We start from the raw sequence: 12610 nt of genomic DNA on the forward strand, positions 1-12610 counted from the left end.
CACCGGCTTGAGGACAAACACTGCTAACCTGCCGCCCAGCCCCTCGCAGACCCCCGAACCATGACTTTTCTGGCGATCGACATCGGCAACACCCGGCTCAAGTGGGCGCTCTATGCGAGCCCCCAACCCGGCAGCGCGATGCTGGCGCATGGCGCGCAGTTCCTCGAGAACATCGAGAAGCTGGCCGATACCGACTGGGCCCAGCTCCCCGTCCCCGCCACCATGCTGGGCTGCAACGTGGCCGGCGACGGCATGCGGCACCGCGTCGAGGAGCAGCTCGAGCTCTGGGACCTGGAAACGCGCTGGGTCGCGTCGACGACGCAGGCGGGCGGCGTGACCAACGGCTACGACCATCCCAGCCGGCTGGGCGCGGACCGCTTCGTGGCGCTGATCGGCGCGCGGCATCACGTGCTGTCGCGCCTGCGCGGCCATCCGCCGCGGCCGGCGCTGGTGGTGATGGTGGGCACGGCCGTGACCGTGGACGCGCTCGATGCGGACGGGCGATTCCTGGGCGGGCTGATCCTGCCGGGTCACGGGATCATGCTGCGCTCGCTGGAGGGCGGCACCGCCGGTCTGCGCGTGCCGACCGGCGAGGTGCGGGAATTCCCGACCAACACCTCCGACGCGCTCACCAGCGGCGGCAACTACGCGATCACCGGCGCGATCGAGCGCATGCATCGCCACATCGTCAAGCGCTGCGGGCAGGAGCCCGTCACCTTGATGACCGGCGGCGCGGGCTGGAAGGTCTCCCCGGCGCTGGACATCCCCCATGAGCTGGTGGACTCGCTCATCTTCGACGGCCTGCTGGCGCTGCAGGCGCATCGATTGGCGCTGTGAGCGCCGGGCTGCGACGACGCAGCCTTGCGCTCGACCCATGAAAAAGGGCGGCCACCCGGGCCGCCCTCGATCCCGGCGCGCCGCACGACGCGCCGCCTCCCGCGCTTACAGGATGAACCGGCTCAGATCCTCGTTCTGCGCCAGCGCGCCGAGCTTCTCGTCGACCTGCGTGCCGTCGATGGTGACCGTCTTGCCGGCGTGCTTGTGCGCGTCGAAGCTCAGGTCGTCCAACAGCCGCTCCAGCACCGTCGCCAGGCGCCGCGCGCCGATGTTCTCGGTCCGCTCGTTGACCTCGTAGGCGATCTGCGCCAGTCGGCGGATGCCGTCCTGGCTCAGCTCCAGGGTCAGCCCTTCCGTCGCCAGCAAGGCCTGGTACTGCTTCACCAGGCTCGCATGCGTGCTCGACAGGATGGCCTCGAAGTCCTCGACCGACAAGGACTTGAGCTCCACCCGGATCGGGAAGCGGCCTTGCAGCTCGGGGATCAGGTCGCTGGGCTTGCTCAGGTGGAAGGCGCCCGACGCGATGAACAGGATGTGATCGGTCTTCACCATCCCGTACTTCGTGTTGACCGTCGTGCCCTCGACCAAGGGGAGCAGATCCCGTTGCACGCCCTGGCGCGACACGTCCGCGCCGCCCGCATGCTCGCTGCGGGTCGCGACCTTGTCGATCTCGTCGATGAAGACGATGCCGTTGTCCTGAGCATGCGCCAGCGCCGCGGCCTTGAGCTCGTCCTCGTTGACCAGCTTGGCGGCCTCTTCCTCGACCAGCAGCTTCATCGCCTCGCCGATCTTGACCTTGCGCGCCTTCTTGCGGTCCTGGCCCATCTGCGAGAACAGCCCCTTGAGCTGTTCCGCCATCTCTTCCATGCCCTGCGGCCCGACGATCTCCATCGAGGGCTTGGCCTCGGCCAACTCGATCTCGATCTCCTTGTCGTCCATCGCGCCTTCGCGCAGCCGCTTGCGCATCACCTGACGCGCGGTGTTCTCGCCAGCGGGCTCAGCGGCGGCCGGCGCCGCGAAACCGGTGGAGCGGGGCGGCGGCACCAGCACGTCCAGGATGCGCTCCTCGGCGGCGTCCTCGGCGCGGGTGCGCTGCATGCGCATCTGGCGCTCGCGCTCTTGCTTGACCGCGATGTCCACCAGATCGCGCACGATGCTGTCCACGTCCTTGCCGACGTAGCCCACTTCGGTGAACTTGGTCGCCTCGACCTTGATGAAGGGCGCGTCCGCCAGCTTGGCCAGACGCCGCGCGATCTCGGTCTTGCCCACGCCGGTCGGGCCGATCATGAGGATGTTCTTGGGCGTGATCTCGCCGCGCAGCTTCTCGTCCACCTGCTGGCGCCGCCAGCGGTTGCGCAGCGCGATCGCGACCGCGCGCTTGGCATCGGCCTGACCGACGATGTGGCGGTCGAGCTCGGAGACGATCTCCTGCGGGGTCATGCTGCTGCTCATTCCAGAACCTCGATCGTGTGATTGCCGTTGGTGTAGATGCAGATCTCGCCGGCGATCACCAGCGACTGCTTGACGATGTCCACCGCGCTCAGCTCGCTGTGGTTGAGCAGCGCCTTGGCCGCCGCCTGCGCATAGGCGCCGCCGCTGCCGATGGCCACGATGCCCTGCTCGGGCTCCAGCACGTCGCCGTTGCCGGTGATGATCAGCGAGGCCGTACGGTCGGCCACCGCCAGCATCGCCTCCAGCCGCCGCAGCACGCGGTCCGTGCGCCAGTCCCGCGTCAGGTCCACCGCCGCGCGGACCAGATTGCCTTGGTGCTTCTCCAGCTTGGCCTCGAAGCGCTCGAACAGCGTGAACGCGTCCGCCGTCGCGCCGGCGAAGCCCGCCAACACCTGGTTCTTGTGGAGCTTGCGCACCTTGCGCGCCGTCGACTTCACGACGATCGAGCCCAGCGTCACCTGGCCGTCGCCGCCGATGGCGACCTGGTTGCCCCGCCGCACGCTGACGATGGTCGTGCCGTGATACGGGGGAAGCGGGGAGGAGTGGTCTTGAGACATGGTCAGGATTCCAAACGTCGGAGGCGACCGTGAAGGTCGCGAACTGCTCACGTGGGATCCCGTTCGAGGATCACAAGGTGAGAAAAAATCTGCGGCGCCGTGTGTGCGAATGCCGATGATGAGCCATCGGAATGCGCAACGGGGCCAGAGGCCCCGTCGCTGCGAAGGTCGCGGATGCGGTCGATGTCGCCGAGCGCGCGGACCGCGTCCTCAGACGTGCCGCACCTTGACCTTGGCGTGCTCGTTGATGCCCATGGCGCCGAAGAACAGCGCCACCAGCCGGTGCGCGTCGGTGAAGACGACGGCGCGGTTCTCGCTGCGGCGCGCCAGCACCCAGTTCAGCAGATCGCCCGCGGCCATGAAGTCCAGGCGGATCAGCTTGGGGCAGGCGATGGTCACCAGCGAGGCGCCGCCCAACTGCTCGGTCATCAGCTGCAGCGTTTCGCTGATGTCGCCGCTCAGCTGGCCGGAGAGCTCCATCAGCGCCGCCGTGTTCATCGCGTCGGTCATCGTCGACTCGAGGAAGGCGATGCCGGTGTCCAGACCCGCCGGCTGCACCGTCGACTGCGGCGAGCTGGTCGACAGCGCGTTGCCGCTGATGCGCAGATGGGCCTGCGCCCGTTCCCAGCTGGGAGGGGAGACCTCGTAGGTCACGCAATAGTCGATCGCGACCTCATCGAATTGATCCGGGCGGTTGGCCAGTCGCAGCGCCTCCAGGCGCAGCATCCAGACGATGGGGTCCGCGTCGCGATTGCCGACCGGTGCCTGGTCCTTGAGCACCTGGAAGAAGTGATCGCCGGCCAGCCAGCGCAGGTCCAGCGTCTGCTGGGCCCAGAGCCGGAACAGCTCGCGCAGCCGTGCGCAGGCTTCCGTGTCGATCTGCTTGAGCGGGCCCCAGTCCAGCACCCAGGGCATGGGCAGGTTCTCGCAGCGCGCGCGCATCTGCGTGACCGCCTCGACGTCCAGATACTCCGGACTGGTCCAGGACACGCTGCTCGCGCGGCCACGCGGGGCGCGCTCCTGCTGCACGGCCTCGGCCACCAGCTTGGGGAGCGAGAACCACTGCGGGGACGACAGGCTGAACTGCTGCGCGTAGTCGTTGGCCAGTTGCTCGAACTTGCCCTGCTGACCGGTCGCCCGGTACAGGTCGAAGAGCACCAGCCAGGTCTCGGGATGATCGTTGCGCTGCGCGCCCGGGCTGGTGAGCTCCGACAGGCTGCGCTCGCAGTGCTCGTAATCGCCGTTGGCGAAGGCGATGACCGCCTCGTCCAGCTCGGCGTCGTGCACGACCTCGCTGACCTCGACCTGCGGATCCGCGACGCGGAAGCTCAGGGTCGGGATCTCCTGCTTGAGCTGCGGGATCGGGGCCGCCGCCGAGGACGACAGCGGGGCCATGCCGCCGCCCATCGAGGCCACCGCCGGGGTGGGCGCGAGAGACAGGCGCTCCATCTCGTCCGGGGGCGCGAAGTCGGACACCCGCGCGACGATCTGGTCGGCCGGCTGCGTCATGGCGAAATTCACCGGACGCGTGCTGGTCTCGAAAAATCCGGGGGGGTGCTGGCCCTGCACCTGCGTGGGAGCGAAGGCCTCGCCCACCATTTGCTGCTCGATCTGGTCGATCTTGGCTTTGACGCTGGCCTCGTCGCGGCGCGCGCCCTGGATCTCGCTGATGCGGCCCAGTTCATCGATGCCCGAGGTCGCGTGGCCGCCCAGGGCCGCCAACTGCTCGGGCGTCAGGCCCTCGCGCCGAATCTTGCGCAGCATGTCGAGCTCGCGCTTGCGCACGAAGTCGTTGCGGCGCTTGCGCTCGACCATCGCCCGCAGCTCCGCCTTGGCCGCATCGGCCTCGGGATCGTCCTGGCGGGAGTTGATCTCCGCCCAGTCGGTCGTCGGATTGGCGACGAAACGCGCCACCTTGCGGAAGAAGCTTTCGCCGTCCTTGCCGTTGACGTCTTTGGGGTCGGCCATGCGCGCGTGTCGGAATCAGTCGCCAAACATCTTCTGCTTGAGCTCGCGACGCTGCTGCGCTTCCAGCGACAGCGTGGCGGTCGGGCGGGCGATCAGCCGGCCCAGGCCGATGGGCTCGCCGGTCTCGTCGCAGTAGCCGTACTCGCCGCTGTCCAGACGCTGCAGGGACTGCATGATCTTCTTCAGCAGCTTGCGCTCGCGGTCGCGGGTGCGCAGTTCCAGCGCGTGCTCTTCCTCGATCGTGGCACGGTCGGCCGGATCGGGGACGATGGAGGTGTCCTCGCGCAGGTGCTCGGTGGTCTCGCCCGCGTTGGACAGGATGTCCTCCTTCAGCTGCGTCAGCTTGGCGCGGAAGAAGTCCACCTGCTTGTCGTTCATGTATTCGCTGTCCGGCATGGCCAGGACTTCAGCGTCGGACAGTTCAGCGCCAGGCTTGGACTTCCAGGCGGAGGAGAGTTTGGGATCAGGCTTCACGGCGGGTCGGCTGTTCTGGTTCGAGGTTGAAGTCGGAGTCGCGGGCCGGACGGGCGTGTCCAGCAGCGAGACCGTGCTGTCCGGCGCGTCGGTCGCCTCGGACTTGTCCGCGGAGGACGCGGCCTTCGCGGGCTTGGAGCTGGCCTTGGGCGCGGCGGTCTTGGAAGCCGGTGTCTTGCTCACGTTGCTCTCCTAGCGGCTCTTTATTACCTGCTCGGGATGAGGGGCCGGAGCCTCCCACCGGTGCGCAAGGGCCTGGTTCGGGCGCGGCGGATTGTAGCCACCTCCGCCGCCGCCCGAGACCGTCGTCGAGTGTGGCACTAAGCCAGGCACCCTTCCAGCCCCTGCATCAGGATGTCCTTCGGCAGATCGATACCGATGAACACCATCTTGCTGACCTTCTTTTCCCCCGGCATCCATTTCGGTCCGAGATCCGAGCCCATCAGCTGATGGACGCCCTGGAAGATCACCTTCTTGTCGGTGCCGTTCATGTTCAGCACGCCCTTGTAGCGCAGCATCTTGGGCCCGTACACCTGCACGATCGCGCCCAGGAAATCCTCCAGCTTGGCAGGATTGAACGCGCGCTCCGACCGGAAGACGAAGGACTTCACGTCGTCGTCGTGATGGTGGTGGTGCGGGTGGTTGCAGGCCTCGCCGGGTGCGTGGTCGTGGCCCTCGTGACCATGGTCATGTCCGTGGCCATGCGCGTGGTCATGGCCATGGTCGTGGTCGTGGTCGTGGTCGTCGACGGACAGGAACTCCGGGTCGATCTCCAGCTTGGCATTCAGGTTGAAGCCGCGCAGGTCGAAGACGTCCTTGATCGGCACCTCGCCGAAATGAACCCGCTGCTGCGGAGCGCGCGGGTTCATGTGCTTGATGCGGTGCGAGAGCGCCTCCACCGCCTGGTCGTCCACCAGATCGGTCTTGCTCAGGAAGATCTGATCGGCGAAGCCGACCTGGCGGCGCGCTTCCTGGCGTGTGTCCAGCTGCTCGTTGGCATGCTTGGCGTCGACCAGCGTCAGGATCGAGTCCAGCAGGAAGGTCTCCGCGATCTCGTCATCCATGAAGAAGGTCTGCGCCACGGGGCCCGGATCGGCCAGGCCGGTGGTCTCGATGACGACGCGCTCGAAGTCCAGTTCGCCCTTGCGGCGGCGCATGGCCAGGTCGGCCAGCGTGGTGCGCAGGTCCTCGCGGATGGTGCAGCAGACGCAGCCGTTGCTCAGCTGGATGATCTGCTCCTCGGTCTCGCTGACGAGGATGTCGTTGTCGATGTTCTCCTCGCCGAATTCGTTCTCGATGACGGCGATCTTCTGGCCGTGGGTCTCGGTCAGCACGCGCTTGAGCAGCGTCGTCTTGCCCGAGCCGAGGAAGCCGGTGAGGATGGTGGCGGGGATGAGCCCGGGGGCGGATTGCGTATCAGCGGTGGACATGATGTACAGCCAGTGAGAAGAGAGAGCTAACGGCGCTGGGGGATTCCGTCGAGGGAACGTCCGGGCCTCGGCAACTGAGGGCGGACGACTGTGTTTCAAGCGAATGTCAATGTCAATCGGTTATTCTGGCGCCTCCTCAACGACGGCACACACTGCAGTGTCTGAACCTCAGCCTAGTCGGCCCGCCAAACACGGCGGGCGTGGCAACGACCATCGCGGTCTTCTGGACCGCGTCCTGGAATTCCTCCACCCGGGACCTGACTCGACCAGCGAGCTGATCGAGAACTTCGCCGAAGCGGAAGAGCGCGACCTGATCGCGCCCGAATCCCGCCAGATGCTCGAGGGCGTCCTGCGCATGGCCGAGCTCAGCGCCGGTGACGTCATGGTCGCCGCCCCGCGGATGGACCTGCTGGACATCCATGCCGGCACCGACGAGCTGCTGGCGACCGTGATCGACACCGGCCACTCGCGCTTCCCGGTCTACGACGGTCAGCGGGACAACATCATCGGCATCCTGCTGGCCAAGGATCTGCTCAAGCTCCAGCGCGCTCCGGAACTGAATCTGCGCGCCTTGCTGCGCCCGGCAGTTTTCGTGCCCGAGAGCAAGGGCCTGAATGAACTGCTGCGGGACTTCCGGTCCAACCGCAATCACCTGGCCATCGTCATCGACGAATTCGGCAACACGGCGGGCCTGATCACGATCGAGGACGTGCTCGAGGAGATCGTCGGCGAGATCGAGGATGAATTCGACGTTGGCGACGGCGACGCGGGCATCTACACGCTGGCCGACGGCAGCTACCGCGTCGCGGGCGACGCGCAGATCGAGGCGGTGAATCACGCGTTCGGCCTGTCGCTCCCGCTGGACGATTTCGACACCATCGGCGGCCTGGTCGCGCATGAGCACAACCGCGTGCCGCGCCGCGGCGAGACGGTCGAGGTGGCCGGCCTGCGCTTCTCGGTGATGATCAACCGCGGCGGCGCCGTGCGCTGGTTCAAGGTGACCCGCGCGCCGGCCGCCGAGGCCGACGACCTCAGCGGCTGATGCGGCGCGCGTCCTGGCTCCAGGCGGCGCGGCATCCGGCGCTGGCGCTGGTCGCGGGCGCGCTGCACACCGCCTCCTTCGCCCCCAGCCCGGCCTGGTGGCTGCAGCTGCTGACGCTGACCTGGCTGTTCTGGGCCTGCGGCGCGACACGGCCCCGGCGGGCCGCCGTCACCGGCGCGCTCTTCGGCACCGGCTGGTTGGCCTCCGGGCTGTGGTGGCTCTACATCAGCATGCACGACTTCGGGCAACTGCCCGTGGCCGCGTCGGCCGGCGCGGTGCTGCTGCTGGCGCTGTTCCTGTCGCTCTACTACGCGCTGGCGATGGGCCTGGCGGCGCGCTTCACCGGCGGCGGCGCGGCGCATGCCGATGCCATCGGCGATGCCGTCGGCCATGCCGACGCGAAGCGCGCTCCGCTCCGCCAGGCGCTCGCCTTCGCCGGGCTGTGGCTCGCGGCGGAGCTCGCCCGCGCCACGCTGTTCACCGGCTTCCCCTGGATCGCCAGCGGCTACGCGCATGCGCAAGGTCCGCTGGCCACGCTGGCGCCCTACATCGGCGTCTACGGCATCACCGCGGTGGCGGCGCTGATCGCGGCCTCGCTCGCGAGACGGCATTGGCCGCTGCTGGCGGCGCTGGTCGTGGTCGTCGGCGCGGTGCATTTCCTGCCGCACGACTTCACGCGCTCGACCGGCACGCTGGCGGTCTCGCTGGTGCAGCCCAACATTCCGCAGGATCAGAAGTTCGATCGTGCGCGCTTCACCGAGAACCTCGACCGCCTCACTTCGCTGATCGAATCGGCGCGGGGACAGGTCGTGATCACGCCGGAGTCGGTTCTGCCGCTGCCGCTGGCCTATCTGGACGACGAGCATGTCCAGCGCCTGCAACGCGACGCGCGCGAGCGGCCGCTATTGCTGGGCACCTTCCTGGGCAACGACAAGGACGGCTTCGTCAATTCGCTGGTGGGCTTGGGCTTCGCGCAGCCCTACGACTACGGCAAACGCCATCTGCTGCCCTTCGGCGAATTCATCCCGCCGGGCTTCCACTGGTTCGTCAGGGCGATGAACATCCCGATGGACGACCAGGGCAGCGGCACGCACCAGCGCGCGCTGCCCTTCGCCGGCCAGCGCCTGCGGCCGCTGATCTGCTACGAGGATCTGTTCGGCGAGGACGTGGTCGCCAGCGCGCTCGATCACGGCGATCCGGCCGCGACGGTGCTGGTCAACGCCAGCAACCTGGCCTGGTTCGGGCCGCGCATGGTGCAGGACCAGCATCTGCAGTTCTCGCAGATGCGCGCGCTGGAGTTCCAGCGCCCCATCGTCCGCGCGACCAACACCGGCGCCACCGCCCTGGTCGACCACCTGGGCCGCGTCGTCGCCCGGCTGCCCGCCGAGAAGGCCGGCGTGCTCGAAGTGACGGTGGAAGGCCGCAGCGGCGTCACGCCCTATGCGCGCTGGCTCGCGGCGCTGGGCCTGTGGCCGCTGTGGGCGCTGGCGGTGCTGCTGATCGCCCCGGCGGCGCTGGCGCGCCGAGCGGCGCGCGGCCATCGCTGACCGGTGGACGCGGTCGCCGCCTGAATCGGCTGCGGGCCTGCCGCAACAGGGTGGCCGCGCTCGCCGATCGCTCTTCCGAGGACACATAGAATCGGGCGCTTTCCCCCAACGCCCGATCCACGGCCCGACGCCCATGCTGACTTTCCAGCAACTGATCCTCCGCTTGCAGGAGTACTGGTCCAAGCAAGGCTGCGCGCTGCTGCAGCCCTATGACATGGAGGTCGGCGCCGGGACCAGCCACACCGCCACGTTCCTGCGCGCGCTCGGCCCCGAGCCCTGGAAGGCCGCCTACGTGCAGCCCAGCCGCCGCCCCAAGGACGGCCGCTACGGCGAGAACCCCAATCGCCTGCAGCACTATTACCAGTTCCAGGTCGTGCTCAAGCCGGCGCCCGCCAACATCCTGGAGCTCTATCTCGGCTCGCTGGAAGCGCTGGGCTTCGACCTGAAGCAGAACGACGTGCGCTTCGTCGAGGACGACTGGGAGAACCCCACGCTGGGCTGCTGGGGCCTGGGCTGGGAGGTCTGGCTCAACGGCATGGAGGTGACGCAGTTCACCTACTTCCAGCAGGTCGGCGGCATCGACTGCAAGCCCATCACCGGCGAGATCACCTACGGCCTGGAACGCCTGGCCATGTACCTGCAGGGCAAGGAGTCCGTGTACGACCTGGTCTACACCGACGGCCTGACCTACGGCGACGTCTTCCATCAGAACGAGGTCGAGCAGTCGACCTACAACTTCGAGCACAGCGACGTGGACTTCCTGCTGGGCGCCTTCGGCGCCTACGAGCGCAAGTCCAAGGACCTGATGGACGTGCGGCTGGCGCTGCCCGCGTATGAACAGCTGCTCAAGGCCGCGCACACGTTCAATCTGCTGGACGCGCGCGGCGCGATCAGCGTCACCGAGCGTGCCGCCTACATCGGCCGCATCCGCAACCTGGCGCGCGCGGTCGCGCAGGGTTACGTCGACAGCCGTGCCCGCCTGGGCTTCCCGATGGCGCCCAAGGACTGGGCCGACGAGGTGATCGCCCAGATCGAGAAGAAGAACGTCGAGCAGTCGGCGAAGGCGGAGAAGTCCGCGGACAAGAAGGCCGCCGCCTGAGCCGGGGAAGCAGCAGCATGAGCACCAAGAATCTTCTGGTTGAACTGTTCGTCGAGGAACTGCCGCCCAAGGCGCTGAAAAAGCTGGGCGAGGCCTTCTCGTCGGTGCTGGCCGAGGCGCTCAAGGCGCAAGGCCTGACCCCGGCCGACGCGGCCGTCACCGCGTTCGCCACGCCGCGCCGTCTGGCCGTGCACGTCGCGGGCGTCGCTTCGAAAGCGGCCGACCGCGCCGTGCAGCAGAAGCTGATGCCCGTGGCCGTGGCGCTGGACGCCTCGGGCAATCCGACGCCCGCCCTGCTGAAGAAGCTGGCTGCCGTCGGCGCCGATGCGTCGGTCGTGCCCTCGCTCAAGCGCGCGCCGGACGGCAAGGCAGAGGCGCTGTTCCTGGACACCGTCGTCGCCGGCGCCTCGCTGCAGGACGGTCTGCAGAAGGCGCTGGACGAGGCGCTGGCCAAGCTGCCGATTCCCAAGGTCATGACCTATCAGCTGGCCGACGGCTGGAGCGATGTCAAGTTCGTCCGCCCGGCCCACGGCCTGGTCGCGCTGCATGGCGACGAGGTGGTGGCGGTTACCGCGCTGGGCCTGAAGTCGGGGCGCACGACGCGCGGTCATCGCTTCGAATCCAAACTCGAATCCATCGAGATCAAGAATGCCGACAGCTACGAGCAGCAGCTGCGGGAAGAGGGCGGCGTGATCGCCAGCTTCGAGCAGCGCCGCAACGAGATCGTGCGCCAGCTGCAGGCCCAGGCCGCCCCGCTGGGCCTGACGCCCATCGACGCGCCCGAGCTGCTGGACGAGGTGAACGCGCTGGTCGAGCTGCCCAACGTGCTGTCGTGCCAGTTCGAGCCCGACTTCCTGGCCGTCCCTCAGGAATGCCTGATCCTGACGATGAAGGCCAACCAGAAGTACTTCCCGCTGCTGGACGGCCACGGCAAGCTGACCCACCGCTTCCTGGTGGTCAGCAACGTGCATCCGGCGGACGCGTCCAAGGTCGTCGAGGGCAACGAGCGCGTGGTGCGCCCGCGCCTGGCCGACGCCAAGTTCTTCTTCGACCAGGACCGCAAGAAGACGCTGGCGTCGCGCGTCGAGGGCCTGGACAAGGTCGTCTATCACGGCAAGCTGGGCAGCCAGGGCGATCGCACGCAGCGCGTGGTCGCGATCGCCCATGCCATCGTGAACCAGCTGCGCATGGCGCAGCATCCTTACACGGTCGAGGCCAAGGACGAGTTCGACGTCCTGGACAGCAAGGTCAAGGAAGCCGCGCTGCTGGCCAAGGCCGACCTGCTGACCGACATGGTGGGCGAGTTCCCCGAGCTGCAAGGCATCATGGGCGGCTACTACGCGCGCCATGAAGGCCTGCGCGACGGCGTGGCCAAGGCCATCGAGGACCATTACAAGCCGCGCTTCGCCGGCGACGCGCTGCCGCGCAACCACACCGGCACCGTGGTCGCGCTGGCCGACAAGCTGGAGACCCTGGTCGGTCTGTTCGGCATCGGCCAGCTGCCCACCGGCGACAAGGATCCCTTTGCGCTGCGCCGCCATGCGCTGGGCGTGATCCGCATCCTGGTCGAGAACCACATGAACCTGGAGCTGCCGGAACTCATCCGCGGCGCGCTGCCCGCGTTCGGCGAGCTGATCCAGGATCCGAGCGAGGCGCTGCTGGGCTTCTTCTCCGACCGGCTGGCCGTGAGCCTGCGCGACCAGGGCTACAGCGCCCAGGAAGTCGACGCGGTGCTGGCGCTCAACCCGACCCGCCTGGGCGACGTGCCCAAGCGCCTGGAAGCGGTGCGCGCGTTCGCGGCGCTGCCCGAGTCCGCTTCGCTGGCCGCGGCCAACAAGCGCGTGGGCAACATCCTCAAGAAAGTCGAGGGCGAGCTCCCGACCGAGGTGAAGCCCGCGCTGCTGGTCGAGGCCGCCGAGAAGGCCCTGGCCGACGCACTGGCCGGCGTGAAGCCGCAGGCGGATCAGCTGTTCGAGCAGCATGATTACGCCGGCTCGTTGAAGGCGCTGGCGGCGCTGAAGGCGCCGGTTGACGCATTCTTCGACGACGTGATGGTCAATGCCGAGGACGCCGCGCTGCGCGCCAATCGCCAGGCACTGCTCAAGCAGCTGCACGAGGCGATGAACCGCGTCGCCGACCTGTCGCGTCTGGCGGTCTGATCGACGCGTCTGGTCAAACCCTCACCGCCCACGTTCATCGGAGCC

10 protein-coding genes are annotated in these 12610 nt (G+C 68.0%); 5 read left to right on the forward strand and 5 right to left on the reverse strand.

Annotated elements, in window-relative coordinates:
• Window positions 1-60 precede the first annotated feature (60 nt).
• Window positions 61-837: a type III pantothenate kinase gene (locus ABDW59_RS11935; protein WP_343630028.1), complete on the forward strand. Its 777-nt coding sequence runs from the start codon at window positions 61-63 to the stop codon at window positions 835-837.
• 105 nt (window positions 838-942) lie between these two features.
• Here ABDW59_RS11935 and hslU read toward each other — a convergent pair whose 3' ends face one another.
• The 5 genes from hslU to ABDW59_RS11960 all read right to left on the reverse strand — a co-directional run bounded on the left by hslU (window position 943) and on the right by ABDW59_RS11960 (window position 6718).
• Entirely contained in the window at window positions 943-2289 is a 1347-nt protein-coding gene (gene hslU / locus ABDW59_RS11940) for an ATP-dependent protease ATPase subunit HslU (protein ID WP_343630029.1), read from the reverse strand.
• Window positions 2286-2846 (reverse strand): ATP-dependent protease subunit HslV, encoded by a 561-nt coding sequence (hslV, locus tag ABDW59_RS11945; protein WP_067069878.1) that lies wholly within the window; start codon window positions 2844-2846, stop codon window positions 2286-2288. The genes hslU and hslV overlap by 4 nt, the downstream gene beginning before the upstream one ends.
• Window positions 2847-3056: 210 nt before the next feature.
• Window positions 3057-4814: a hypothetical protein gene (locus ABDW59_RS11950; protein WP_343630031.1), complete on the reverse strand. Its 1758-nt coding sequence runs from the start codon at window positions 4812-4814 to the stop codon at window positions 3057-3059.
• 15 nt (window positions 4815-4829) lie between these two features.
• Complete coding sequence (dksA, locus tag ABDW59_RS11955; protein ID WP_343630033.1) at window positions 4830-5471, reverse strand: RNA polymerase-binding protein DksA; 642 nt, start codon at window positions 5469-5471, stop codon at window positions 4830-4832.
• 137 nt (window positions 5472-5608) lie between these two features.
• Window positions 5609-6718, reverse strand: coding sequence for a GTP-binding protein (locus ABDW59_RS11960; protein ID WP_343630034.1), 1110 nt, complete (start codon window positions 6716-6718; stop codon window positions 5609-5611).
• 157 nt (window positions 6719-6875) lie between these two features.
• On the opposite strand from ABDW59_RS11960, the gene ABDW59_RS11965 reads away from it, so the two are divergent.
• The 4 genes from ABDW59_RS11965 (at window position 6876) to glyS (ending at window position 12565) form a co-directional block, all read left to right on the forward strand.
• Window positions 6876-7760 carry a transporter associated domain-containing protein gene (locus ABDW59_RS11965; RefSeq protein ID WP_343630036.1) on the forward strand — a complete coding sequence of 295 codons (885 nt, stop codon included), beginning with the start codon at window positions 6876-6878 and terminating at the stop codon, window positions 7758-7760.
• Entirely contained in the window at window positions 7760-9307 is a 1548-nt protein-coding gene (gene lnt / locus ABDW59_RS11970; RefSeq protein WP_343630037.1) for an apolipoprotein N-acyltransferase, read from the forward strand. The genes ABDW59_RS11965 and lnt overlap by 1 nt, the downstream gene beginning before the upstream one ends.
• Window positions 9308-9440: 133 nt before the next feature.
• Window positions 9441-10406, forward strand: coding sequence for a glycine--tRNA ligase subunit alpha (glyQ, locus tag ABDW59_RS11975; protein WP_343630038.1), 966 nt, complete (start codon window positions 9441-9443; stop codon window positions 10404-10406).
• Window positions 10407-10423: 17 nt separating this feature from the next.
• A complete protein-coding gene (gene glyS, locus ABDW59_RS11980) occupies window positions 10424-12565 on the forward strand; it encodes a glycine--tRNA ligase subunit beta (RefSeq protein WP_343630039.1) in 2142 nt (713 codons plus the stop codon).
• The last annotated feature ends 45 nt before the right edge of the window (window positions 12566-12610 follow it).

Source organism: Roseateles sp. (assembly GCF_039595295.1).
In the GTDB taxonomy this organism is placed as follows: Bacteria; Pseudomonadota; Gammaproteobacteria; order Burkholderiales; family Burkholderiaceae_C; genus Roseateles.